Raw genomic sequence first — 25,774 nt, forward strand, 5'->3', positions numbered from 1 at the left:
GGGCTACTCCTTGTAGGCGTAGATTTCGTAGCCGTTCTGCTCCACCAGGGCATCGCGGCGCGCGTCCTTCAGGTCGCTCTCGACCATCTCCTTGACCAGTTGGGCGAAGGTGGTACGGGGCGACCAGCCCAGCTTCTCGCGCGCCTTGGTCGGATCGCCCAGCAGGGTCTCGACCTCGGTCGGGCGGAAGTAGCGCGGGTCGACCCGCACGATGACCTGGCCGGCCTTGATGTCGTGCACCGGGCTGAACAGCACCGTGGCGGTTTCGTTCAGGCCCTCGCCTTCCCACGCCAGCAGGATGCCCAGCTCGCGCGCGGCGGTATTGATGAACTCGCGCACGCTGTACTGCATGCCGGTGGCGATGACGTAGTCCTCCGGCGTGTCCTGCTGCAGCATGAGCCACTGCATTTCGACGTAGTCGCGCGCGTGGCCCCAGTCGCGCAGCGCCGACAGGTTGCCCAGGTACAGGCATTCCTGCAGGCCCAGCACGATGCGGGCCAGGCCGCGCGTGATCTTGCGCGTCACGAAGGTCTCGCCGCGCTTGGGCGATTCGTGGTTGAACAGGATCCCGTTGCAGGCATACATGCCGTAGGCCTCGCGGTAGTTCACGCTGATCCAGTAGGCGTACAGCTTGGCGGCGGCGTAGGGACTGCGCGGATAGAACGGCGTGGTTTCCTTCTGCGGGGTCTCCTGCACCAGGCCGTACAGCTCCGAGGTCGAGGCCTGGTAGAAGCGGGCCTTGTCCTCCAGTTTGAGGATGCGGATGGCCTCCAGCAGGCGCAGGGTGCCCAGGCCGTCGGCGTTGGCGGTGTACTCCGGTTCTTCGAACGACACGCCGACGTGGCTCTGCGCCGCCAGGTTGTAGATCTCGTCGGGCTGCACCGATTGCACGATGCGGATCAGGCTGCAGGAGTCGGTCATGTCGCCGTGGTGCAGCACGAAGTTGCGCGGCTGGTCATGCGGATCCTGGTACAGGTGATCGATGCGCGCGGTATTGAAGAGCGACGCGCGCCGCTTGATGCCGTGGACTTCATAGCCCTTGGCCAGCAGGAACTCGGCCAGGTATGCGCCGTCCTGTCCGGTGACGCCGGTAATCAGTGCCCGTTTTGGCATGGTTTTATCCTTAAGACTTAGTCACTGCACGAAAGGAGCCGAAGGCTGCGGAACCGATGTTCAACGAGATTACTGTCGCACCCGCCGCGGAGATATCGGCCAGAAGGTCTAAGAGATCAGCCTGTCGATAGGCAAAAAAGGACTGGATGATTTCGTCCAGCGCGCCCAGCGCCGTCACGATCGCCAGCGCCGTCAGCGCGGGGCGCCGACGCACCGAGGCGTAGATCAGCGCCGTCAGAAAGGCGTAGGCCGCAAGGTGCAGGCGCTTGTCGCCGAAGGTGGCCGACATTTCCGCCGCCAGGCCTGGCAGGTTGCCCACCGTGACCAGCGCCAGGAAGAACAGCGCCGCCGCGGGCAGGCAGATCCGCGCCACCCCCGGGCGCAAGAAGGACGAGGCCGCGCGCCGCGGATCAGACACGGCCGTACATGTCCTGGAAACGGACGATGTCGTCCTCGCCCAGATACGCCCCGGACTGCACCTCGATGATTTCCAGCGGGATCTTGCCGGGGTTCTCCAGGCTGTGGACCTCGCCCAGCGGGATGTAGGTCGATTGGTTTTCGGTCAGCAGGTATTGCTTGTCGCCGTTGTAGATGCGCGCCGTGCCTGACACCACCACCCAGTGTTCGGCGCGGTGATGGTGCATCTGCGACGAAAGTCGCGCGCCCGGCTTCACGGTGATGCGCTTGACCTGGTAGCGCGGCCCCTGGCCCACCGAGTCATACGAGCCCCAGGGCCGCTGCACCTCGCGGTGGTGGTTCATTTCACTGCGGTGCTGGCCCTTGAAAGCCTCCACCAGCCGCTTGACGTCCTGCGAGCGGTTCTTGTGCGCCACCAGCACCGCGTCGGCGGTCTCGATCACCACGATGTCGTCCAGTCCCACCGAGGCCACCAGCCGGCTGGTCGAATGGATGAGGCAGTTGCGCGAGTCCTCGACCATCACGTCGCCGCTGGTGGAGTTGCCCTCGGCCGTCTTGCGGGCGATGCCCCAGACCGCGTCCCAGGCGCCGACGTCGCTCCAGGGCGCTGCCAGCGGGATGACCACGGCGCTGTCGGTGCGTTCCATGATGGCGTAGTCCATCGAGTCGCTGGGGCAGGCCTCGAAGGCGGGGCCGTCCAACTGGAACAGGCTGTCTTCGCCATGGCCGGCGGCCACGGCCGCGCGCACCTGCTGCAGGATGCGCGGCGCCAGGCGTTCCATCTCGGCCAGGAACACCGAGGCCTGGAAGGCGAACATGCCGCTGTTCCAGTAGTAGCTGCCGGTCTCGATGAAGCGCTGCGCCACTTCGGGCGAGGGCTTCTCGACGAAGCGGCGCACGCGTCGCGCCGGCGCCAGGTCGTCCGGCTCTGCCGCCTGGATGTAGCCGTAGCCGCTCAGCGGCGCCGTGGGCGTGATGCCGAACGTCACCAGCGCGCCCTGGCGCGCGGCCTGGTAGGCCTCGGCGAAGGCGGCGGCCAGCACCGGTCCGTCCTCCAGCACGTGGTCGGACGGCATGATCAGCATGACCGGATCCTCGCCATCGCGCATCGCCCGCAGCGTGGCGGCGGCGATGGCGGGCGCGGTGTTGCGGGCGTGCGGTTCGAGCACGATCTCGGCGTCCTGTATGCCCAGTTCCTGCGCCTGTTCGGCCGCGATGTAGCGGTGGGCGGCGTTGCAGACCAGCATCGGTTTGGGCTGGGCGCAGGCCGAGCCGAGCCGCAGCAGGGTGTTCTGCAGCAGGCTGCGGTCATCGGTCAAACGGATGAACTGCTTCGGCAGCAGCTCGCGCGACAGGGGCCACAGGCGCGAACCCGAACCGCCGCAAAGGATGACGGCCCGGTAGGGGGGATGGGGGTGGGTCATGGCGCTGACTCCTTGAAGTAGGCCTGGGTGTTCGGATGCGCGCCGGGATCGGCGGCGATGGCCGCCGGGGATTGCCAGCGGTAGCGGCGGTGCTGGCCCAGCGGCAGGTTGCCGGCATCCAGCGTCAGATCGGCCTCGTAGGCGAGGACGACGTAATGGGTGGAACGGCCGGGCTCGCCGGCGAAATTGGTGTCGTAGAAGTGTTCGTACACGCCGCGCGGCCGCCAGGCGGGGGGCGGCAGCGTCACGCCCAGTTCCTCGCGGGCGATGCGCTGCAGCGCCCGCGCCAGCGTCTCGTTCTTGCGGATGCGGCCGCCCGGCACGAACCAGGCGCCCTGGGCCGGCGGGTTGCTGCGCAGCCCGGTCAGGTAGCGGCCCTCGGCGTCGCGCAGCAGCAGGTCGATGGACACCAGCGGCAGCATCTCCACCGCGCGGCGGAAGTCGTCCTCGGCCAGCAGGCCGGGGGCCGGCGCGGCCGGGCCGGGCGAGAAACGCACGCGCGCCGGGACGATCAGGGGCCAGCCGAGCGGTTCAGTAGACATTTCGGCCCGTCCATCCGGAGACCGCCGTGCGGGCGATGATCATCAGGTCCATCCGGAACGTCCAGTGCTGGATGTAATAGATGTCGTGCTCGATGCGGTCGCTCATCTTGCGCAGCGTGTCGGTCTGGCCGCGCAGGCCGTTGACCTGGGCCCAGCCGGTGATGCCCGGCTTGACGCGGTGGCGCATCATGTAGCGCTGTACCAGGTCCTTGTAGAGTTCGTTGTGCTCCAGCGCGTGCGGACGCGGGCCGACCACGGACATGTCGCCGCGCAGCACGTTCAGGAACTGCGGCAGTTCATCCAGGCTGGTGCGGCGCAGGAAACCGCCGATGCGGGTGATGCGGGCGTCGTTGCGGGTGGCCTGGGTGACCACGCCGTGCTCCTGGTGCACGGTCATGGTGCGGAACTTGTAGACGTGGAACACCTTGCCGTCCACGCCCAGGCGCGGCTGGGTGAACAGCACCGGCCCGCGCGAGGTCAGTTTCACCAGGCACGCCACCGTCAGCATCACCGGCGACAACCCCACCAGTGCGCACAGCGCGAAGGCGCGGTCGAAGGCTTCCTTGGCCAGGCCGCGCACGCCGGCGGCCGGCAGGCTGTTGAGCTGGATGGCGGGCAGGCCGAGGAACTCGCCGATGCGGTGTCCCAGCAACTGGATCGACATCACGTCGGGAATCCAGCGGATGTCCACCAGGTCGTTGCGCAGGTGGTAAAGCACCTCGCGCAATTCCTGGCCGGCCTCCATCGGCAGCACGATCCAGACTTCCCGCACATTGTGCTCGCGCACGAAGCCATGCAGCGCGTCCAGCTCGTGCAGGCGGCGCACCTGCGGCGGCAGGTTTTCGTGGGCTTCGGCATAGATGCCGGCGATCTCGTAGCCGGCCTCGCGGTAGCGTTCGACACGGCGCCACAGGTCGTGGCCGAGCGCGCCGAAGCCGACCAGCAGCACGCGCTTGCGGTCCAGGCCGCGGTCGCGCGCCGCGCCCAGGATGGTGTAGGCCGCCAGGCGCACGCCGGCCAGCGCCAGGGCGACGGAGCCGAACCAGGTCGCCGCCCACAAGCGCGATACCGCCGCGCTCTGATGCATGAGAAAACTGACCAGAATGCCCAGGGCGAACACCGTGGCCCAGGCCGCCAGGCTGCGCACCACCAGGTCGGTCAGGCGGCGGCCGCGCCAGGAGACATAGAGGCGGAAGGCCGGGAACAGCGCGATGACGCCCAGGCCGCACAGGTAGATCAGGAACAGGTGGATCTGCGGAGGATCCGCCATCGCCTCGTCCGAGAACTTCAGCTCGGTGACGGCGAGGCCGCAGATGATGACGATCGCGGCATCCAACAGCCGGTAGAGATAGCTGGATCGGTTCGACCTCGCCGACGTGTCCGTAAGGGACGGGTCCATCGCGTACTCCTTTGTTCGGGGAGTCGCCCTGCGGCCGCGCGGAAAAAAAAACGGTGCGCCGCCGCAAAGCATGTGGCTACCGTGGAAATCTTATTGAGTGCCCGGCGCACCCGAAACCTCCAAACGATGTAGGAGAAGGCTTAGGGCATCCGTCGAATGTGCGGGGCCTGGAAAAGGGAGTGGAATGTCGCAACCCGTTACGCATCGGGCTCCTTTCCAAGCAACGAAGTCATTCACAGTGGATTCGCCATGACGACATTTTTCGGAACGTTGAGCCGAGCCATCGCAGCCATTGCGCTCGTGTCCTCGCTGGGCGCCTGCGCCCTTTCTCCCGGCATGACCTTCAATGCCAAGCACCTGGTCGATCCGCTGGATCCGAACTCGGTGGCGCAGATCAAGGAGATCACGCCCTCGCTGGTGCTGGACGACAATCGCGCGCGGCAGGCGCTGCTGGACAACGACGGCATTTCGCGGCTGGTCGACAAGGCCGAGCCCTATCGCATCGGTCCCGGGGACATCCTCTCGATCGTGGTCTGGGATCACCCCGAGCTCGTCCTTCCGACGCAAACCTACGCCATCGGCACTGGGGTGACCGAACTAGCCTTCGGGGACACCGCATCGGGCATTCCGGGGTATACGGTCTCGTCCTCTGGATACATCCAATTTCCCTATACGGGATTGCTGAAAGTGGCGGGGTTGACTGAACTGCAGGCGCGCAATCTCATAGTCAACAGTTCCGGCAAATACATTCAGGACCCGCAAATCACGGTGCGCGTGCTGGGCTACCGCAGCAAGCGGGTCTACGTCGAAGGCGAGGTGAAGACGCCAGGCGCGGTGGCGATCAACGACATTCCCATGACCTTGCTGGAGGCGATCAACCGCGCGGGCGGCGTATTGCCCACGGGCGACCGCAGCAGCGTGTACGTCATCCGCGAAGGCAAGAAGACCCGCGTGAATCTGCCCGCGCTGATCGACCGTGGCCAGGACCTGAACCAGGTCATGCTGAAGTCGGGCGACATCGTCCGGGTGACTCCGAGGGATGAGAGCAAGGTGTTCGTGACGGGCGAAGTGACTACGCCGGCCACGATCGTGATGCGCGACGGCAGATTGACGTTGAACGAGGCGCTGGGCGTGGCGGGAGGGCCCAACCAGTTGACCGCGGATTCGTCGCAGGTGTTCGTGGTGCGCAGCACCGAGCAGGCAACGCCGCTGGTGTTCCACCTGAATGCCGCCTCGCCGCAGGCCTATGCGGTGGCGGAGAAGTTCGAGTTGCAACCCAAGGACGTCGTCTTCGTCGATACGGCGGCGCTGGTGCGGTGGAACCGCTTCATCAGCAATCTGTTCCCGAGTGCACAGACGGTACAGACCGTGCATTCCATCAAGTAACCCTGGAGAGCTGCATGCCGTTGCCCATCGAATCGTTCGAGCCCTCCGTCCCGGCTCGCCAGCAGGAAACCCCGCTGTCCTCGCACGTGGACGCCATCTTCTCCAACCGTTGGCTGATCATCGCCATCACCCTGATCGCACTGCTGGGGGCCGTTGCCTACGTCATGGTGACCCCCTCGGTCTATTCGGCCGACATCATCGTCCAGGTGGAGGAGGAGCTGCCGCAAGGCCAGAGTCGCAGCCTCCTGGGCGACGTCTCGGCCATCTTCGACACCAAGGCCGAAACCTCCGGCGAAATGGAAGTGCTGCGTTCGCGCATGGTGGTGGGGCCGGCCGTCGACAAGTTCATGCTCTACATCCACGCCAAGCCGCGCTACTTCCCCGTGGTGGGCGAATGGCTGGCGCAGCGCCACGAAAGCCTGCCGTATCCATCCGGGCTACCCCGCGGCGGCTACGCCTGGGGCGGCGAGTCGATCTCGATCTCGCAATTGGACGTGCCGAACGAATGGCTGGGCAAGCCTTTTCGCATCACCAACCTGGGCGAGGGCGCCTACACCCTGAACGACAAGCTCACCGGCGCCACCTTCAACGGCACGGTCGGCAAGCCCGAGCACTTCCTGCTGCCTGGCGGCGGCGCGCTGGACGTGCACGTCGACGCGCTCAACGGCCGTCCCGGGACGGAGTACACGGTGTCGCGCACCTCGCGCCTGGCGGCGATCGAGGACGTGCAGTCGCGCCTGGGCATCTTCGAGCGCGGCCGCACCTCGGGCGTGATCGGGGTGACGCTGGAAGGCAACGATCCGGTGCTGACCACGGCGGTGCTGAACCAGATCGGCCAGGAATACGTGCAGCAGAACGTCAACCGCAAGTCGGCGCAGGCCGAGAAGTCGCTGGCCTTCCTCGACCAGCAGTTGCCGCAGCTCAAGCGCGAACTGGACGCGGCCGAGACCAAGTACAACTCGCTGCGCAACAAGCGCGGCACCATCGACCTGAGCGAAGAGGCCAAGCTGATCCTGGCGCAGTCGGTGGACGCCCAGACCAAGGTGATGGAACTGCGCGCCAAGCGCCAGGAGCTGATCACCCGGTTCGCGCCGACCCATCCGAGCATCGTCGCCATCGACCGCCAGATCGCCTCGCTGACGGGCGACGTCAACCGCATCGGCGACAACATCAAGCAGTTGCCGGACCTGGAGCAGGACGTGGTGCGGCTGGTGCGCGATGTGCGCGTCAACACCGAGCTGTACACGGGTCTGCTCAACAACGCCCAGCAATTGCGCCTGATCCGCGCCGGCAAGGTCGGCAACGTGCGCATCCTGGACGCCGCCGTGCAGCCGGACAAGCCGGTGCGGCCCAAGGCCGCCATCATCATCGCCGTCGTCACGGCCATCGGCCTGATCATCGGCGTGCTGTGCGCCTTCGTGCGCAACGCGCTGTTCGGCGGCCTGTCCGAGCCGGACGATGTCGAGCGCTACACCGGCCTGCCGGTGCTGGCGGCGATTCCGCACAGCGACCTGCAGGACAAGCTGTGGCGCCGCAGCCGCCGCAAGAACGCCACGGTGCCCGCGCTGCTGGCGCAGAGCCAGGGCAACGCGCCGCCGATCGAGAGCCTGCGATCCTTCCGCAACGTGTTGCAGGCCTCGCTGCGCCAGTCGGCCAACAATATGGTCATGTTCACCGGCCCGGTGGCGGGCGTCGGCAAATCGTTCCTGTCGGCCAATTTCGCCTTCATCCAGGGCGGGGTCGGCAAGCGCGTGCTGCTGATCGACGCCGATTTCCGCAAGGGCCAGCTCAATCGCTATTTCGGCGTGCCCAAGGAAGACGGCCTGTTCGAGGTGCTGTCGGGCACGCTGCCGCTCGAACGCGTGCGCAAGCACAGCGTCTCGGAGGGGGTGGATTTCATTTCCACCGGCGCGGTCAGCTTCGATCCCTCGGAACTGCTGGCCTCGCCGATCTTCGGCCAGACGCTGCGCGAACTGGCCAGCCAGTACGACATGGTCATCCTGGACACGGCGCCGGTGCTGTCCTCGCCCGACGCCGCCGTGGTCGGCACGCATGCCGCGGCGGTCATGGTGGTGGTGCGGTCGGGCATGAACACCGTGGGCGAGATCCGCGAAACCGCCAAGCGCCTGATCCAGGCCGGCGCGCCGGTCGACGGGGTGCTGTTCAACGGACTCAAACTGATGCCCGAGCGCTTCGGGTTCCGCTCCAAGTATGGCGGATACCGCTATTCGCGAGCCGCTTATTACGGTGATTTCAAGCAGAACGGCCCCAAGTAACCTCCGCGGAGAACTGGCATGCACGGAACGTTTGGCTGGGAAACCCCGCAGATCCTGGATGCGGTCTTCAAGGCGTATGACATACGCGGCACGGTGCCCGATGAAATCGACGCGCGCTTCGCCCACAGCCTGGGCATGGCGGCCGGCGTGCGGGCGCTGGAGCTGGGCGCGCGCGCCATGGTGGTGGGGCGCGACGGGCGCCTGAGCAGCGTGGAACTGGCGGCGGCGCTGCAGGCCGGGCTGCGTTCGGCCGGCCTGCATGTGATCGACATCGGCATGGCGACCACGCCGATGGTCTATTTCGCGGCCCGCCTGATGGACACCGGCGCCGGCATCGCCGTCACCGGCAGCCACAATCCGCCGTCCCACAACGGCTTCAAGATCGTGCTGGACGGCGCTTCGCTGTATGGCGACGGCATCACCGCGCTGCGCGACGCCATGCGCCTGCCGATCGAGTCGGCCAGCGTGGCCGGCGGCCGCACGCAGATGCAGATCCAGCCCTGCTACGCGGCGCGGCTGGTGGGCGATATCCGCCTGGCGCGGCCGATAAAAATCGCCATCGACTGCGGCAACGGCGTGGCCGGCGCGGTGGCGCCGGCGCTGTTCCGCGCCCTGGGCTGCGAGGTCACCGAGCTGTTCTGCGAGGTGGACGGGGCTTTCCCCGGCCATCACCCGGACCCGGCCGATCCGCAGAACCTGCAGGACCTGATCTATTGCCTGCGCTACTCCGACTGCGAAGTCGGGCTGGCGTTCGACGGCGATGGCGACCGGCTCGGCGTGGTCACCAAGTCGGGCCAGATCATCTGGCCCGACCGCCAACTGATCCTGTTCGCCCGCGATGTGCTGGCGCGCAACCCGGGCGCCGAGATCCTTTACGACGTCAAGTGCAGCCGCCACGTGGCGCGCGCCATCACCGAGGCCGGCGGCAAGGCCACCATGTGGAAGACGGGCCATTCGCTGATCAAGGCCAAGATGCGCGAGACCGGGGCGCTGCTGGCCGGCGAGATGAGCGGCCACATTTTTTTCAAGGAGCGTTGGTACGGCTTCGACGACGGCATCTACGCCGCCGCCCGATTGCTGGAGATCCTGTCCGGCGCGCCCAATCCGTCGGCGCTGCTCGAGAGCCTGCCGCAGTCCTGCGCCACCCCCGAAATCAAGCTGGAAACCACCCAGGGCGAGCAGTTCGAGCTGGTCGAGGCGCTGCGCGCCGGCGGCCAGTTTCCGGGCGCGCTTTCCATCAATGACCTGGATGGCGTGCGGGTCGACTACGCCGACGGCTTCGGCCTGGCGCGGCCGTCCAACACCACGCCCACGGTGGTGTTGCGCTTCGAAGGAGACTCCGTGGCCGCCCTGGCCCGCATCGAGGAGGACTTCCGCAACGCGTTCCGGCGCGTTGCCCCCCATATCCGTTTACCGTTCTAAGGAGCATCACGCGATGGGTAATGCGAATTTTGCGAGAGAGGCCGAGGCCGCGGCCGAGGCCGACAGCCTCGCCGCCAGCCTGGAATGGCGCGCTTTCGCGCAGGCGGCGCACGGCGCCGCGCTGGACGCGGGCGCATTGAAGGTGATCGAGGCGGCTGGCCTGTGCGTGGACCTGACCATGCAGCGGCAATCGCCCGCGCTGGACGCCGCCGCGCTGGCGCTGTTGCGCGCCCGCGGCCTGGACGAGGCGCGGCAGGCGCTGTTCTCCGGCGGCCCGGTCAACTGGACCGAGGGCAAGCCGGCCTGGCACACCGCGCTGCGCGCCGGCCGCACCCGCGAACAGCCTGAAGGCCAGGACCGGGACTCGGTCTGCGAGTATTCGCGCATGGCCGATTTCGTGCGGCACGTCGACCAGAACGCCGACTTCGCCACCGTGCTGCACATCGGCATCGGTGGCAGTGACTGGGGACCGCGCCTGGCGATCCAGGCCTTTGGCGGCCCGGGCCAGCGGCGCCAGATCCGTTTCGTCTCCAACATCGACGGCCACGCCTTCCATGACGCGGTGGCCGGGCTGGACCCGCGCCGCTGCCTGGTGGTGGTGTCGTCCAAATCCTTCACCACCGTCGAGACTCTGCACAACGCCCGCGCCGCCATTGCCTGGCTGCGGCAGGGCGGGGTGGCCGATCCCTCCGCGCACCTGGCGGCGGTCACCGCCAACGCGCCGGCCGCGCGCGCCCTGGGGGTGCCGGCAAGCCAGGTGTTTCGCATGTGCGACTGGGTCGGCGGACGCTATTCGGTCTGGTCGGTGGCCGGGCTGTCGATCGCGCTCACCGTCGGCGCCGACGTGCTGATCGGCATGCGCGCCGGCGCCGAGGCCATGGACCAGCATTTCCAGCAGGCGCCGCTGGGCGCCAACGCGCCGGTGCAACTGGCGCTGGCCGGCCTGGTCAACTGCAGCGTGCTGGGCCACGGCTCGCTCAACATCGCCGCCTACAGCGCGCGGCTGCTGCACCTGGTGACCTACCTGCAGCAACTCGAAATGGAGTCGCTGGGCAAGCGCGTCGGCGGCGACGGCGCCGCGGTGGACGTGCCGACCGCCCCGATCATCTGGGGCATGCCGGGCACCGACGGCCAGCACACCTTCTTCCAATGGCTGCACCAGAGCGCGCATGGCGCGCCGGTCGATTTCATCGCCAGCCTGCAGGGCCACCCGGACAGCCCCGACGCCCACCGCATGCTGCTGGCCAATTGCCTGGCGCAGCGCCAGGCGCTGTTGCGCGGCAAGGATCTGGAGCAGGCGCTGCTGGACGTGGCCCATGTCGAGGACCCCGAGCAGGCGCTGACGCTGGCGCATCACATGGTGCACCCGGGCGGCCGGCCGTCCACGCTGATCGTGCTGCGCCAGTTGGAGCCGCGCGCGCTGGGCGCATTGCTGGCGCTGTATGAACACAAAGTGTTCGTGCAGAGCGTGGTGTGGGGCGTCAATCCCTTCGACCAGTGGGGCGTGGAACTGGGCAAGCGGCTGGCCACCGGCATCGAGCGCGAGCTGGCGGTGCCGGTGTCGGCCGGCGTGGTCGACTGGGGCCACGACGCGTCCACCTCGTACTGGATCGACCGCTATCGCGGCCACGCCCAGGCGCCGCAACCGCGCCATGCCCGCCTGCCCGGCGTGGCGGCGCATCTTTGACCGGGAGCCGGGCATGAGCGAGATGCGCGTGCTGGTCACGGGCGGCGCCGGCTACATCGGCGCCCACACCCTGGTGGCGATGCTGGCCGCCGGCCAGCGGCCGCTGGTGCTGGACAACTTCAGCAACGGCAGCCCGGAGGCGGTGCGGCGGGTCGAGCGCCTGTGCGGCGCGTCGATCCCGCTGGTCGAGGGCGACATCCGCCAGACCGGGCTGGTGCAGGCGCTGCTGGCGCGCGAGGCGCGGCGCGGCGACCCGGTGCAGGCGGTGCTGCACCTGGCCGGCTGTAAGGCGGTCGGCGAATCGGTGGCCGACCCGCTCAAGTACTACGACAACAACGTGTCGGGCTCGGTGGCATTGCTGCGCGCCATGCGCGACGAGGGCGTGACGCGCCTGGTGTTCAGCTCGTCGGCCACCGTCTATGGCGAGCCGCGCTCGCTGCCGTTCACCGAGGCGCATCCGCTGGCGCCGGCGAATCCGTACGGCCGCAGCAAGCTGATGGTCGAGCAGATGCTGCGCGACCTGTGCGCGGCCGAGCCGGCGTTCGGCGCGGTGACGCTGCGCTACTTCAATCCGATCGGCGCGCATCCCAGCGGCCAGATCGGCGAGAGTCCGCGCGACGTGCCCAACAACCTGTTCCCGTACATCACGCAGGTGGCGGTGGGGCGGCAGCCGTTCCTGAACGTGTTCGGCGACGACTACGCCACCGCGGACGGCACGGGCGTGCGCGACTACCTGCATGTCATGGACCTGGCGCAGGGCCATGTGCAGGCGCTGGCCTACGCCACCGGCCACCCCGGTTTCGTGGCGGTCAACCTGGGCACCGGGCGCGGCACCAGCGTGCTGGAACTGGTGCATGCGTTCGAGCGCGTCAGTCAGCGCCGCATCCCGCTGCGCACCGGGCCGCGCCGTCCCGGCGATATCGAGCGGATGTGGGCCGACCCGGCATTGGCCGCCTCGCTGCTGGGCTGGCACAGCACGCGCGGGGTCGATGCCATGTGCGCCGACGGCTGGCGCTGGCAGCAGGGCAACCCGCGCGGTTACGAGACGGATCCGCCGGCGGCATAACCCCAACGGCGTGTCGGATGGGTTCCGCGAAGCGGGCCGAGCGGTTACAGTTGACGGAAATATTGCGAAGCAGCATCCGCGCGGCCCCGCCGTCGCGCGCGATGCACCGTCACCGAGGCACTGTCATGCTCGATTCCCTTCCGTCCGCCGGCCCGGCCGGCACCCAGCCGGGGCTGTTCCAATGAGCGGCCCGGCCTACCTTCCCACCGCCCACTGGAACCTGGACAGCATCGTCTCCGGCCTGCGCCAGGCGCGGGTGGCCTGGCGCGGCCCGCGCGGCCGCCTGCGCGAAGACGCCGGCCTGCGCGAGTTTCCGTCGCAGGAAGCCCTGCGCCAGATCATCAAGGACCTCTGTGGCGCCCTGTTCCCGATGCGGCTGGGGCCCATCGACCTGCGCGAGGAGGTCGAGGACTTCTACGTCGGCCACACCATCGGCGCGGCGCTGGACGCGCTGCTGCACCAGGTCAACCTGGAACTGCAATACGTCGGTCGCGACGATCCGGCGCTGCTGGCCGCTTCGCAGCAGCGCGCCATCGACATCGTGCGCCAGTTCGGCGCCGAGCTGCCGCGCGTGCGCGCCGCGCTCGACCTGGACGTGACCGCCGCCTACCAGGGCGACCCGGCCGCGCACAGCGTCGACGAAGTGCTGCTGTGCTATCCCGGCGTGGCCGCCATGATCCACCATCGCCTGGCCAACGTGCTGTACCGCCTGGGCGTGCCGATGCTGGCCCGCATCGTGGCCGAGATCGCCCACGCCGACACCGGCATCGACATCCATCCCGGCGCCACCATCGGCCGCAGCTTCTTCATCGACCACGGCACCGGCGTGGTGATCGGCGAGACCGCCATCATCGGCGACCGCGTGCGCCTCTATCAGATGGTCACGCTGGGCGCCAAGCGCTTCCCGCCGGGCGAGAACGGCGAACTCAAGAAAGGCCTGGCGCGCCACCCGCTGATCGAAGATGATGTGGTGATCTACGCGGGCGCCACCATCCTGGGGCGCGTCACCATCGGCAAGGGCTCGACCATCGGCGGCAACGTCTGGCTCACGCGCAGCGTGCCGCCGGGCAGCAACGTCACCCAGGCCAGCCTGGTCAGCGACATGCCGGATTGCGGCCTGGGCGGCTGAGACGGCGTCCGCGTTTCGGCTGGGCGGCCCTGGCGCCGCCCGCCTCTCGCCCGGGCGGCGCTGACGCCCGGGATTCGATACGGGAGCCTGGATGGACACACGTGTTTCGGATCTGGCCGCGCTGCGCGGCTTCGTCGACCGCCACCCGCGGCTGTTCGTGCTGACCGGGGCGGGCGTCAGCACCGATTCCGGCATCCCCGACTACCGCGACACCGACGGCGAATGGAAACGTTCCCCGCCCATGACGCTGCAGACTTTCATGGGCGGCGAATACGCGCGCGCCCGCTACTGGGCCCGCAGCATGGTGGGCTGGCGCCGCTTCGGCCAGGTGCAACCCAACGTCTCGCATCGCGCGCTGGCGCAATTGCAGCAGCGCGGCCGGGTGTCGGTCCTGGTGACGCAGAACGTCGACGGCCTGCACGAAGCCGCTGGCAGCCGCGACGTGGTCGACCTGCATGGCCGGCTCGACCAGGTGCGCTGCATGAACTGCGACTGGCGCGGCCGCCGCGATGCCTGGCAGGACACGCTGCACCAATACAACCCCGGCTGGATCGCCTTCGAGGCCGATGACGCGCCCGACGGCGACGCCGACCTGGAGGGCGTGGACTTCGCTTCGTTCCAGGTGCCGCCCTGTCCGGTCTGCGGCGGCATCGTCAAGCCCGATGTGGTGTTCTTCGGCGAGACCGTGCCGCGCGAGCGGGTCGACCGCGCCAATGCCGGTCTGATGGCGGCCGACGCGGTGCTGGTGGTGGGCTCGTCGCTGATGGTCTATTCGGGCTACCGCTTCGTCACGGCGGCGTCCCGCAACGGCATGCCGATAGCGGCCATCAACCTGGGCCGCACGCGGGCCGACAACCTGTTGACGCTCAAGATCGAGCTGCCCAGCGCGGTGGCGCTGGAGGCGCTGACGGCGGCATAAAAGCGGGACGGACAGCGGCCGGTTTTTGACCGGTTTAACCAAGTGCCCGCCCTGTAAGGATTTTTTTGCGCCGTTACAGACCTTTCCAAAGGGTTGTCCACAGATACTGTGGATAATTCCTAGGGATTACCCCGATTTTGCGAGCATGTTAGGGGCATTTCCGACCGATCCATGGTGGTCTGGCCCCGGTATTCAGCCTTCGACGTCGGCAATGGCGTCGCCCAGCAGGGCCTTGCGCGCCGCGTGCCAGCTCCCTGCGTCCGGGGCGTAAAGCAGCCCGCCGCTGCGGTGGGTGGGCTTGTAGGGCGAGCCGTCGAAGCGCGCCGCGTAGCCGCCCGCCTCGCGGTGCAGCAGCCAGCCGGCCGCGTGGTCCCAGGCGGTCAACTGGTTGTACAGGGCGATGTGGCTGTGGCCGGCCGCCAGCATGCGGTATTCGTGGGCGGCGCAGCGCAGGCTGGCGGTGCTGCCCAGGCGCGACAGGTTGCCGTTGACGGTGGTGCGCAGCGGCTCGGGCAGGGCGCCGGTCGAGATCAGGCCGTCCATGTCCTCGGGCGGCGCGGGGCTGGCCACGGCCAGCGGCGCCTGCTTGCCGTTCTCGTACTCCATCCAGGCGCCTTCGCCACGCACGGCCAGCGCGCTGTCGCGGTTGACCGGGTCGTAGATCACGCCGGCGATCACGTCGCCGCGATGGCAGGCCGCGATCATCATGCCGAACAGCGGCAGGCCGGCGACGTAGTTGCGGGTGCCGTCGATCGGGTCGATCAGGAACGCCAGCTCGGCGTCCACCAGCATGTTCAGCAGGGCCGGGTTGCGGGTCGAGGCTTCCTCGCCGATCAGCACCGCGCCCGGATGCAGCCTGGCCAGGCGCGCGGCGATCAGGCGCTCGGCGGCTTCGTCTGCGTCGGTCACCAGGTCGCGCGGCGAACTTTTGTCGCGCACGCTGCCCTCGGGCAGGTTGCGAAAGCGCGGCATGACCTCCGCCTGCGCGGCTTCGGCCAGGATGCCGGCCAGCTTGCGGGTGTCGTCACGGGTGAAAGTTCTGCTCATGGTCGCTCGTCCTGGGGAACGCGCAAATCTATCACGCCTGGGCGGCATTTGATCGCGATTTATAACCGCATGAACTAAAAGGGAATTTTCCACCTGTGCAGGAGTTATCTGCCAGGTTGTCCACAATTCCTGGGGATAAACGGGACCGGAGCCCCGTTTATCCCCCGGGCGGGGCGCCCGGGGGGGTGGTGCGCTCAGGCGCCCAGGTCGACGCAGAGGTACTTGATCTCGAGGTATTCCTCGATGCCGTACTTCGAGCCTTCGCGGCCCAGGCCGGACTGCTTGACGCCGCCGAAGGGGCCGACTTCGTTGGAGATCAGGCCGGTATTGATGCCGACGATGCCGTATTCCAGCGCCTCCGATACGCGCCAGATGCGGGCGTAGTCGCGGGTGAAGAAGTAGGCGGCCAGGCCGAAGATGGTGTCGTTGGCCATGCCGATGACTTCTTCCTCGGACTCGAAGCGGAACAGCGGCGCCACCGGGCCGAAGGTTTCCTCGGTCGCGAAGCGCATCGACTGGGTCACGTCGCGCACCACGGTCGGCTCGAAGAACGTGCCGCCCAGCGCGTGCGGCTTGCCGCCGGCGATGACCTTGGCGCCGTGCGCGGTGGCGTCGGCGATGTGTTCCTGCACCTTCTCGATGGCGTTGGTATCGATCAGCGGACCTTGCGTCACGCCGTCCTCGAAGCCGTCGCCGACCTTCATGGCGTTGACCTTGGCCACCAGGCGCTTGGCGATTTCCTCGTACACGCCGGCCTGCACGTAGATGCGGTTGGCGCAGACGCAGGTCTGGCCGGCGTTGCGGTACTTGGAGGCCAGGATGCCGTCGACCGCGCGGTCCAGGTCGGCGTCGTCGAACACGATGAAGGGCGCGTTGCCGCCCAGTTCCAGCGACAGCTTCTTGATGGTGGGGGCGCATTGCTCCATCAGCGTGCGGCCGACTTCGGTCGAGCCGGTGAAGCTCAGCTTGCGCACCACCTCGCTTTCGCACAGCGCCGCGCCGATGTCGCGCGAGCTGCCGGTGATGACGTGGAACACGCCGGCCGGCACGCCGGCTTCCTCGGCCAGCACCGCCAGCGCCAGCGCGGTCAGCGGCGTCTGCTGGGCTGGCTTGACCACCATGGTGCAGCCGGCGGCCAGGGCCGGGCCGACCTTGCGGGTGATCATGGCGGCGGGGAAGTTCCACGGCGTGATGGCGGCGGTAACGCCGATCGGCTGCTTGAGCGCCAGCAGGCGCTGGCCGGCCTTGGGGCTTTGCAGCACGTCGCCGTCGATGCGCTTGGCTTCCTCGGCGAACCACTCCAGGAACGAGGCGGCGTAGGCGATTTCACCGGCGGCCTCGGTCACGGGCTTGCCCTGTTCCGAGGTCATGATGGCGGCCAGGTCCTGCTGGTTCTGCATCATCAACTGGGCCCACTTCAGCAGGATCGCGGCGCGTTCCTTGCCCGTCTTGGCGCTCCAGGCGGGCAGGGCGGCCTGGGCGCTGGCGATGGCCTGCTCGGTCTCCTTGCGGCCCAGCTTGGGCACCGACACGATGGTCTTGCCGGTGGAGGGGTTGTCCACGGGGATCGACGGGCCGTTGCCGGCGGATACCCACTTGCCGTCGATGTAGCAGGCGTCGCGCAGCAGTTCGGGGCGCGACAGGGGATGGGTCAAAGAAGAAGTCATTGCATTAGTCTCCTCAAAGGGAACGCGGCCGCCAAAGCGGACGCGGGCGCGGCGTGCATCCCCGGGCGGAATCCGCCCGGAATGCTCGCCACGCCCGCAATCGTCATGCCTGCCAGCCGAAAAACCGGATGATCGGGTTGCGCGGCCTCAGGCGGCCAGGGCTTCGGCCAGGATGGCCAGCGCGCGGTCGAACTGGGCGTCGGGAATGGTCAAGGGGTACAGGAAGCGCAGGACGTTGCCGTACACACCGCAGCTTAGCAAGATCAGGCCTTGCTCGATGGCGCGGGCCTGCACCTTCTTGACCGCCTCGGCGTCGGGCTTGCCGTTGGCGTCGTTCAGTTCCAGCGCCACCATCGAACCCAGGCCGCGCACGTCGGCGATGCCCGGCACCTTGGCGCGCAGGCCCTCGAGGTGGGCGCGCAGCTTGTCGCCCAGTTGCACCGCGCGTTCGCACAGCTTTTCCTCGGCGATCACGTCCAGCACGGCGTGGGCCGCGGCCACCGCCAGCGGGTTGCCGGCATAAGTGCCGCCCAGGCCGCCCGCCGCCGGGCCGTCCATGACGTCGGCGCGGCCGACCACGCCCGAGATCGGGAAGCCGCCGCCCAGGCTCTTGGCCATGGTGATCAGGTCGGCCTGCACCGAGTGGTGCTCCATGGCGAACAGCTTGCCGGTGCGGCCGAAGCCGGTCTGCACTTCGTCGGCGATCAGCAGGATGCCGTGCTCGTCGCAGAGCTTGCGCAGGGCCACCATCAGTTCGGGCGGGGTGATGTTGAAGCCGCCTTCGCCCTGCACCGGCTCGATGATGATCGCGGCGACGCGCTTGGGATCGATGTCGACCTTGAACAGCAGGTCCAGCGCCTTGAGCGAGTCGGCGACGGTGATGGATTGGGTGCCGTTGGGGAACGGCACGTGGTAGATGTCGCCCGGCATCGGGCCGAACGACAGCTTGTAGGGGGCGACCTTGCCGGTCAGCGCCATGCCCAGCATGGTGCGGCCGTGGAACGAGCCCGAGAAGGCGATGACGCCCGAGCGGCCGGTGGCCGAGCGCGCGATCTTGATGGCGTTTTCAACGGCTTCGACGCCGGTGGTGAAGAAGGCGGACTTCTTCAGGCCGTCGATCGGGGCCAGGCGGTTGATGCGCTCGGCCAGCGAGACGTAGCCTTCGTACGGCACGATCTGGTAGGCCGTGTGGGTGAAGTTGTCGAGCTGGGCGCTGACGGCGGCCTTGACCTTGGGATGCAGGTGGCCGGTGTTCAGCACCGCGATGCCGCCCGCGAAATCGATGTATTCCTTGCCGTTGGCGTCCCACAGCGTGGCGTTCTCGGCGCGCACGGCATAGAAGTCGCACATGACGCCGACGCCGCGCGGCGTGGCCAGGGAACGGCGGGTATTCAAATCCTGATTCTTCATCTCAGCCTCGGATGGCAAGTGGGCGGTAAACCCTTACTTTAATGCTACTATGGCCCCATTGGTGGGAACCACTTTTATAAATCAGGTAGAACCAATTGCGGTCCATCGTTGGAGACTTGCTGTTGCTGCGCCTGGCCGATGCCGCGGGCGGGCCGATGAACAAGCGGCTGTACCACGGTATCCGCGAGGCCATCCTGGATGGTTCCATTGCCGCCGACTCGCGCCTGCCGGCCTCGCGCGACCTGGCGGCCGAACTCGGCATCGCGCGCAACACCGTGGTGCACGTCTACGGCCAGTTGCTGGCCGAAGGCTATACCCGCAGCCTGCAGGGCAACGGCACCTTCGTCAATGCCTCGCAGCCCGACTCCTACCTGGCCAGTGGCCGCCAGTCGCGCCGCGCGCCGGCGCCGCAGCCGCGACCGGCACTGTCGGCGCGGGGCGCGGCCATCGTCGACGGCGTGTCGGCCTCGCCCTACCAATGGGGCGCCTTCATGCCGGGGGTGCCCGACCTGACCGAATTTCCGCACAAGAAGTTCGGGCGCATCTTTTCCGCGCTCTGGCGCAATCCCACCCCTGATCTGCTCACTTATGCCTACGGCGGCGGCCTGCCGGCGCTGCGCGAGGCGCTGGCCCAGCACCTGGCGCTGACGCGCTCGATCGACTGCGACCCCGACCAGATCCTCATCACCGAAGGCTCGCATCAGGCCATCGACCTGGCCACCCGCATCCTGGGCGAAGCGGGCGAGACCGCCTGGGTCGAGGACCCGGGCTACTGGGGCGCGCGCACGGTGCTGCAGGCCAATGGACTGCGCACGGTGCACCTGCCGGTCGACGAGGAAGGCATGCGGCTGCCGGATCCGGATGCCGCGCCCGCCGTGGCGCCGCCGCGCTTCATCTTCGTGACGCCGTCGCACCAGTATCCGCTGGGGCCGGTGATGTCGCTGGCGCGACGCCGCCAACTGCTGGCGGTGGCGCGCCAGCATGGCAGTTGGATCATCGAGGACGACTACGACAGCGAGTTCCGTTTCTCGGGCCGGCCGATCGCCTCGCTGCTGGGCCTGGAGCCGGACGCGCCGGTGATCTACATGGGCACCTTCAGCAAGACGCTGTATCCGGGCCTGCGGGTCGGCTACCTGGTGCTGCCCAAGACCTTGACCGCCGCCTTCCAGGCGGCCCATGCCGAGCTCTACCGCGAAGGCCATCTGATGACGCACGCGGCGCTGGCCACCTTCATCGCCGAGGGTCACTACGCCGCCCACATCCGCCGCATGCGCATGTTGTATGGCCGGCGCCGCGCCATGCTGGTCAACCTGATCGAACGGCGCCTGGGGCCGGACTGGCTGCACCGCGACGCCAGCCTGGCGGGCCTGCACCTGGTGCTGACATTGCCGCCCCACATGGATGACCTGCGCGTGGTCGAGGTGGCGCGCCGCAATGGGGTCCTGACGCGCCCGCTGTCGCGCTACTACGTCGGCGCCGAAGGGCGCCGGCCCGGCCTGCTGCTGGGTTATGCCTGTGTGCCCGAACACGACATCGCGCGCAAGTTCGAGGTGCTGCTGGAAAGCCTGGCCGAAGTGGCGCGCACGACGCCCGCCGCGGCGGCGATGGCGGCGCAGCCGGCCTGACTGCCGGCGTTGAAGGCCGTGCGGCACGGGCTTTAAAGTCCGTGGCGGGCTGCCGGCGCTTGCCGCCTGCGCGCCGCGATCATCCTGCTCGAGCGCCTCAACCCAGGCGGTTGGGTGCGCCGCCCAGCGCCGCCGCGAAGGCCGCGGCGTTGCGCATGCCCTGGTCCTCGAAGTTGGTGTTGAACACCGCGTGCGCCTGCCCGCTCTGGCGGGCCAGCTCCTGGAAGCGGCGCGCCAGTTCGGCCAGCTCGGCCTCGGAGTATTCATACTGGAAACGCCCGGACGAGGCGGCGCCGTTGGCGTTCCAGGTGGCCGCGTTGCGCCCGTGCAGGCGCAGCAGCGTCAGGTCGGGGTGGGTGCAGGCCCACACCGCCGGCACGCTGTTGTCGAAGCCCTGGGGCGCGTCCACCACCGTGTGGACCACGCCCAGTTCCCGTTCGAACGCCAGCGTGGCGTCCGTGGCGGCGGCTGATTCGAACCAGCCGCGGTGGCGGAATTCGACCGACAGCAGGTGTTCCGGCAGGCGTCGGACGCATTCGGCCACCAACGCCCGGCCGCGCGCGTCGCGCCGTATCCAGGGCGGGAACTGGAAGTGCACCGCGCCCAGCTTGCCGGCCATGCGCAGGGGTTCCAGCGCCAGCGTGTAGCGGCGCCAGAGCTCGTCGCGCAGGTCGTCGGGCATGGCGTGGTGGTAGATGACGGGCTCGGGCCAGTCGGCCAGCTCGCGGCGGATGTCGGCGGGCAGCGAGGCCAGTGGCGTCTGGTGGCCGGTGAAGAGGCGGTAGGCCTTGATGTTGAAGACGAAATCGTCGGGCGTGCGCTGCGCCCATAGATAGGCGTTCTCGGGGCTGGGCAGCGCGTAGTAGCTGGAATCGACCTCGGCCAGCCCGAAGCGGGTGGCGTAGAAGCGCAGCCGGGATTGGGCGTCGTGCGCCTCGCGCGGGTAGAAGCGGCCGCACGCCAGCAGCGTGGGATCGGTCCAGGAAGCGGTGCCGGCAAGCAGGCGCATGGGGAAAACGGCGGTAGCGGGAGCGGGGGGCGATGCGGTTATGATACCTGGATATATCCCCAGGTATCGGGCCGCGCCGACCGCGCCCGCCGCCGACCATTCCACGCCCCATGTCCGACCAGAATTCCGCCCACCCGTCCAGCCGTCCCGATCCCCTGGCCGACCTCAACCCCGCCCAGCGCGAGGCCGCCGAATTCGGCGTCGGCGGCGCGGGCGACGACGGCCCGCTGCTGGTGATCGCCGGCGCCGGCTCGGGCAAGACCAACACCCTGGCGCACCGCGTCGCCCATCTGATCTTGAACGGCGCCGATCCGCAGCGCATGCTGCTGCTGACCTTCTCGCGCCGCGCCGCCCAGGAAATGGAGCGCCGCGTCGGCAGCGTGCTGCAGCGGGTCATGAACCTGCGCGGCACCCAGCAGGCGCCGTCGCTGCCGTGGGCCGGCACCTTCCACGCCATCGGCGCGCGCCTGCTGCGCGACTGCGCCCAGCGCATCGGCCTGTCCGAAGCCTTCACCATCCATGACCGCGGCGACGCCGAGGACCTGATGGGCATAGTGCGGCACGAGCTCGGCCTGTCCGCCACCAAGTCGCGCTTTCCGCTCAAGGGCACCTGCCTGGCGATCTACTCGCGCGTGGTCAACAGCCAGACGCCGGTGGCCGACGTGCTGCACGCCACCTTCCCGTGGTGCGCGCAATGGGAGGACGAACTCAAGAACCTGTTCCGCGCCTACGTCGCGGCCAAGCAGGACCAGCAGGTGCTCGACTACGACGACCTGCTGCTGTACTGGGCCGAGATGATGGGCGACGCGGCCATCGCCGCCGACGTCGGCGCGCGCTTCGACCACGTGCTGGTGGACGAATACCAGGATACCAACCGGCTGCAGGCCGCCATCCTGCTGGCCATGAAGCCCGACGGCCGCGGCCTGACCGTGGTGGGCGACGACGCCCAGTCGATCTATTCGTTCCGCGCCGCCACGGTGCGCAACATCCTCGACTTTCCGGCGCAGTTCCCGCGGCCGGCGCGGGTCATCACGCTGGACCGCAACTACCGCTCGACCCAGCCCATCCTGAACGCCTCCAACGCCGTCATCGGCCTGGCGGCCGAGCGCTATGCCAAGGATCTCTGGAGCGACCGGCCATCGTCGCAGTTGCCCGAGCTGGTCACCGTCAGCGACGAGGCCGGCCAGGCCCGCTGGGTGGCCGACCAGGTGCTGGCGCAGCGCGAGGGCGGCGCCACGCTCAAGTCGCAGGCGGCGCTGTTCCGCACCTCCAGCCACAGCGCCGCGCTGGAACTGGAACTGACCCGGCGCAACATTCCTTTCGTCAAGTTCGGCGGCCTGCGCTTTCTGGAGGCGGCGCACGTCAAGGACCTGCTGTCGCTGCTGCGCTGGGCCGAGAACCCGCGCGGGCGCATGGCGGGGTTCCGCGTGGCGCAACTGCTGCCCGGCATCGGCCCGGCCACCGCCGGCAAGCTGATGGACGCCATGGCGCAATCGGCCGAGCCGCTGCGCGCGCTGCGCGAGTTCAAGCCGGGCGCGGCGGCGCAGGCGGAGTGGGGCGCGTTCGCCGACACCTACGCGGCCCTGGCCGACCCCAACCTGCGCTGGCCGGCCGACGTCGACCTGGCGCTGCGCTGGTACGCCGGCCAGCTCGAACGGCTGTACGACGATGCGCGCGTGCGCAAGACCGACCTGGACCAACTGGTGCGCATCGCCGCCGGCTACCCGTCGCGCGAGCGCTTCCTGACCGAACTGACGCTGGACCCGCCCGACGCCACCAGCGACGAATCCGGCGCGCCCTCGCGCGACGAGGACTACATGATCCTGTCCACCATCCACTCGGCCAAGGGCCAGGAATGGAAGGCGGTCTACGTGCTGAACGTGGTCGACGGCTGTATCCCGTCCGACATGAGCACCGGCACCGCCGAAGAGATCGAGGAAGAAAGGCGTCTGCTGTACGTGGCCATGACGCGCGCCAAGGAACGCCTGCAACTGATCGTGCCGCAGCGCTTCTACGTGCACCAGCAGACCGGCATGGGCGACCGGCACGTCTACGGCTCGCGCACCCGCTACATCACCAACGCCATGCTGCCGCTGTTCGACCACCTGCCCAAGCTGCCCGACCTGCCGGCGCGCGAGGCCAGGGCGCCGCAGGCGCCGAGCGTGGACGTGGCCAAGCGCGTGCGCAACCTGTTCGCGTAGGGCGCGTTCGCCGGGGCGCGCACCCCGCGCGGACGCCGCCGCGCGGCGGCGCCGGTGGGCTATCATCGGCCGATACGCTGGATATACGCTGCACCCGCAGGGCTCGCATCGCCAAAGGATGTCTATGTCTACCGAAGCAACCGCCGCCGTCGCCGCGCCGCCCCAGGGCGAAGTCGTGGCCTCCATCGCCTATGTGAATGGCCGGCGCGACCACGAGGTGCCCATCGAGGAGGTGGGCAAGCACGTCGATCCCAGGCACGGCATGGTGTGGATCGGCCTGCGCAATCCCAGCCCCGAACGGCTGGCCGACGTCGTCAACCAACTGGGCGCCTGCGACAAGAACCAGGAAGAGATGCTGGAGTCGCACCGCCGGCCCAAGATCATCGACTACGGCAATATGGTGCTGATCGTCGTCATCACCGTCGAGGTCGAGGCCGAGCGGCCCATCTTCGGCGAAACCCAGTTCCTGATCGGCGAGGGCTTTCTGGTCACGGTGCGGCGCGGCGCCACCGCCGGCCACAGCCCCTTGCGCGAACGGCTGGAGTCCTCGCCCGACCTGCTCAAGCGCGGCAGCGACTACGTCGCCTCCGAACTGCTGGACTGGCTGGTGGACCGCTACGTGGTGGCGGCCGGCAAGATCGAGTCGGTGGTCGAGGGCGCCGAGCAGAAGCTGCTGATCCGCGGCGCCAAGGACTCCGACATCCGCAGGCTGTACCGCCAGCGCCGCGACCTCCTGCGCATCCACACCGTGGTGTCGCCGCTGGCCGAGATCTGCCGCCGCCTGGCGCGGGTCGAGATGTCGGCGGTCGATGAACACGCGCGCCCATATTTCGGCGAGGTGGCCGACCGCGTGCTGCGGGTCGACGAACTGTTCAACTCACTGCGCGAGTCGCTGGCCTTCGCGTTCGAAGCCAGCCTGATGATCGGCCAGGCGGCGCAGAACGACACCACCCGCAAGCTGGCCTCCTGGGCCGCCATCCTGGCGGTGCCCACGGCCATTGCCGGCATCTATGGCATGAACTTCAAGTTCATGCCCGAGCTGGAATCGCCGTTCGGCTATCCGGTCACGCTGGGCGTGATCGCGTCGGTCTGTTCGTTCCTGTACTGGCGTTTCCGCAAGTCGGGCTGGCTGTAGCGCGACGCGCGCCGGGAGCGTGACGGCGGCGACGCACTTTGCCGCGCGGCGCGGGCGCGGCTGTGGCAAACTGCCTGCGTTTTCCCCCCTGGAGCCCGGCCCGTGCGCGGCAATTCTCCCTTTCGCGGCGGCAGCAAGCTGACCGCCCTCGTGGTCGCCTTGATCCTGGCGGCGGCGGGCGCCATCGTCAACTGGCTGCAACCGTCCCGCCACGGCGGCGAGCGTCCGGCCGAACGGCCCGGCGCCAGCGCGCCGGCGGCATCCGGCAAGTCCGGCGCGGCGTCGGCCGGCGGCGTCCCCGCTGGCAGCTACACCCTGACCGGCATGATCGTCAACGTGGCCGACGGCGATACCGTGACGTTGCGCGCGCCCGACGGCCAGCGCCGCATCCGCATGGACAGCATCGACGCGCCCGAGGAGGGCCACGGCGCCGACCAGCCCGGCCAGCCCTACGCCGAGGCCGCGCGCCAGCACCTGGCCAGCCTGGTGGCCGGCAAGACCCTGACCGCCCAGTGCTACCTGAAGGACCAATATGGCCGCGACGTCTGCGCGCTGATCCTGGAAGACGGCCGCTCGGCCAACCGGCTGCAGGTCGAGGCCGGCTACGCCTGGGCCTACACCGCGCGCCAGGGCGAGTACCTGAACGACAAGGCCATGCCCGACCTGCAGCGCCAGGCCAAGGCCGCCGGCCGCGGCCTGTGGGCCGGCAAGGAGCCGATGCAGCCCTGGAAGTGGCGCTACGACTGCTGGCGCCAGCGCCAGTGCGGGTGATTGCCGCGGGCCGGCGCTGCCCGCCGGCGGGGTAATCCGTCCTGGTGTGTGCGTGAAGGCATGTCCGCAAGTTCCCTAGGGGGATGCCAGGGTACTGGGGCGGATGCACCTTTGCTATCCTCTGTCGCA

General features: G+C 68.7%; 20 protein-coding genes. 11 read left to right on the forward strand and 9 right to left on the reverse strand.

The features are described from left to right. Positions 1-3: 3 nt before the first annotated feature. The 5 genes from gmd to SB816_RS07590 all read right to left on the reverse strand — a co-directional run bounded on the left by gmd (position 4) and on the right by SB816_RS07590 (position 4,895). Positions 4-1,113 (reverse strand): GDP-mannose 4,6-dehydratase, encoded by a 1,110-nt coding sequence (gmd, locus tag SB816_RS07570; RefSeq protein WP_054503055.1) that lies wholly within the window; start codon positions 1,111-1,113, stop codon positions 4-6. A gap of 10 nt (positions 1,114-1,123) precedes the next feature. Next, positions 1,124-1,531, reverse strand: coding sequence for a VanZ family protein (locus SB816_RS07575; RefSeq protein WP_231132911.1), 408 nt, complete (start codon positions 1,529-1,531; stop codon positions 1,124-1,126). Next, a complete protein-coding gene (locus SB816_RS07580) occupies positions 1,524-2,954 on the reverse strand; it encodes a mannose-1-phosphate guanylyltransferase/mannose-6-phosphate isomerase (protein WP_410546728.1) in 1,431 nt (476 codons plus the stop codon). Before SB816_RS07580 ends, SB816_RS07575 begins: the two co-directional genes overlap by 8 nt. Beyond that, positions 2,951-3,412: a GDP-mannose mannosyl hydrolase gene (locus SB816_RS07585; protein WP_155755505.1), complete on the reverse strand. Its 462-nt coding sequence runs from the start codon at positions 3,410-3,412 to the stop codon at positions 2,951-2,953. The genes SB816_RS07580 and SB816_RS07585 overlap by 4 nt, the downstream gene beginning before the upstream one ends. A 73-nt stretch (positions 3,413-3,485) precedes the next feature. Then, entirely contained in the window at positions 3,486-4,895 is a 1,410-nt protein-coding gene (locus SB816_RS07590) for an undecaprenyl-phosphate glucose phosphotransferase (RefSeq protein WP_054503052.1), read from the reverse strand. Between the two features lie 249 nt (positions 4,896-5,144). On the opposite strand from SB816_RS07590, the gene SB816_RS07595 reads away from it, so the two are divergent. The 7 genes from SB816_RS07595 to SB816_RS07625 all read left to right on the forward strand — a co-directional run bounded on the left by SB816_RS07595 (position 5,145) and on the right by SB816_RS07625 (position 14,780). Then, positions 5,145-6,281, forward strand: coding sequence for a polysaccharide biosynthesis/export family protein (locus SB816_RS07595; protein WP_410546729.1), 1,137 nt, complete (start codon positions 5,145-5,147; stop codon positions 6,279-6,281). A gap of 14 nt (positions 6,282-6,295) precedes the next feature. Continuing rightward, the gene (locus SB816_RS07600; RefSeq protein WP_054503050.1) at positions 6,296-8,557 is read left to right on the forward strand and encodes a GNVR domain-containing protein; all 2,262 of its coding nucleotides are present in this window, start codon (positions 6,296-6,298) and stop codon (positions 8,555-8,557) included. An 18-nt stretch (positions 8,558-8,575) separates the two neighbouring features. Next, positions 8,576-9,979 carry a phosphomannomutase/phosphoglucomutase gene (locus SB816_RS07605; RefSeq protein ID WP_410546730.1) on the forward strand — a complete coding sequence of 468 codons (1,404 nt, stop codon included), beginning with the start codon at positions 8,576-8,578 and terminating at the stop codon, positions 9,977-9,979. 13 nt (positions 9,980-9,992) lie between these two features. Then, positions 9,993-11,666 (forward strand): glucose-6-phosphate isomerase, encoded by a 1,674-nt coding sequence (gene pgi, locus SB816_RS07610; protein ID WP_410546731.1) that lies wholly within the window; start codon positions 9,993-9,995, stop codon positions 11,664-11,666. A gap of 13 nt (positions 11,667-11,679) precedes the next feature. Then, positions 11,680-12,732 carry a UDP-glucose 4-epimerase GalE gene (galE, locus tag SB816_RS07615; RefSeq protein WP_054503294.1) on the forward strand — a complete coding sequence of 351 codons (1,053 nt, stop codon included), beginning with the start codon at positions 11,680-11,682 and terminating at the stop codon, positions 12,730-12,732. A gap of 181 nt (positions 12,733-12,913) precedes the next feature. After that, positions 12,914-13,861 carry a serine O-acetyltransferase EpsC gene (gene epsC / locus SB816_RS07620; RefSeq protein WP_054445629.1) on the forward strand — a complete coding sequence of 316 codons (948 nt, stop codon included), beginning with the start codon at positions 12,914-12,916 and terminating at the stop codon, positions 13,859-13,861. 91 nt (positions 13,862-13,952) lie between these two features. Beyond that, on the forward strand, positions 13,953-14,780 hold the full coding sequence (locus SB816_RS07625) for an NAD-dependent protein deacetylase (protein WP_054503047.1): 828 nt from the start codon (positions 13,953-13,955) through the stop codon (positions 14,778-14,780). A 192-nt stretch (positions 14,781-14,972) separates the two neighbouring features. On the opposite strand, the gene SB816_RS07630 is transcribed toward SB816_RS07625, so the two are convergent. The 3 genes from SB816_RS07630 to gabT form a co-directional block, all read right to left on the reverse strand. Beyond that, entirely contained in the window at positions 14,973-15,827 is an 855-nt protein-coding gene (locus SB816_RS07630; protein WP_054503046.1) for an inositol monophosphatase family protein, read from the reverse strand. A gap of 194 nt (positions 15,828-16,021) precedes the next feature. Continuing rightward, positions 16,022-17,494, reverse strand: coding sequence for an NAD-dependent succinate-semialdehyde dehydrogenase (locus SB816_RS07635; RefSeq protein ID WP_054503045.1), 1,473 nt, complete (start codon positions 17,492-17,494; stop codon positions 16,022-16,024). Positions 17,495-17,641: 147 nt separating this feature from the next. Then, a complete protein-coding gene (gene gabT, locus SB816_RS07640; RefSeq protein ID WP_054503044.1) occupies positions 17,642-18,904 on the reverse strand; it encodes a 4-aminobutyrate--2-oxoglutarate transaminase in 1,263 nt (420 codons plus the stop codon). Between the two features lie 95 nt (positions 18,905-18,999). On the opposite strand from gabT, the gene SB816_RS07645 reads away from it, so the two are divergent. Beyond that, positions 19,000-20,529 carry a PLP-dependent aminotransferase family protein gene (locus SB816_RS07645; RefSeq protein WP_410546732.1) on the forward strand — a complete coding sequence of 510 codons (1,530 nt, stop codon included), beginning with the start codon at positions 19,000-19,002 and terminating at the stop codon, positions 20,527-20,529. A gap of 97 nt (positions 20,530-20,626) precedes the next feature. Here SB816_RS07645 and SB816_RS07650 read toward each other — a convergent pair whose 3' ends face one another. Further along, a complete protein-coding gene (locus tag SB816_RS07650; RefSeq protein WP_410546733.1) occupies positions 20,627-21,538 on the reverse strand; it encodes a DUF72 domain-containing protein in 912 nt (303 codons plus the stop codon). Between the two features lie 110 nt (positions 21,539-21,648). On the opposite strand from SB816_RS07650, the gene SB816_RS07655 reads away from it, so the two are divergent. The 3 genes from SB816_RS07655 (at position 21,649) to SB816_RS07665 (ending at position 25,645) form a co-directional block, all read left to right on the forward strand. After that, on the forward strand, positions 21,649-23,739 hold the full coding sequence (locus SB816_RS07655; protein WP_410546734.1) for an ATP-dependent helicase: 2,091 nt from the start codon (positions 21,649-21,651) through the stop codon (positions 23,737-23,739). A 124-nt stretch (positions 23,740-23,863) separates the two neighbouring features. After that, positions 23,864-24,874, forward strand: a complete 1,011-nt coding sequence (locus SB816_RS07660; RefSeq protein ID WP_054503041.1) for a magnesium and cobalt transport protein CorA — start codon at positions 23,864-23,866, stop codon at positions 24,872-24,874. Positions 24,875-24,976: 102 nt separating this feature from the next. Next, on the forward strand, positions 24,977-25,645 hold the full coding sequence (locus tag SB816_RS07665; RefSeq protein WP_054503040.1) for a thermonuclease family protein: 669 nt from the start codon (positions 24,977-24,979) through the stop codon (positions 25,643-25,645). The last annotated feature ends 129 nt before the right edge of the window (positions 25,646-25,774 follow it).

This window comes from Achromobacter sp. SIMBA_011 (assembly GCF_046535435.1).
Lineage (GTDB): Bacteria > Pseudomonadota > Gammaproteobacteria > Burkholderiales > Burkholderiaceae_B > Achromobacter > Achromobacter dolens.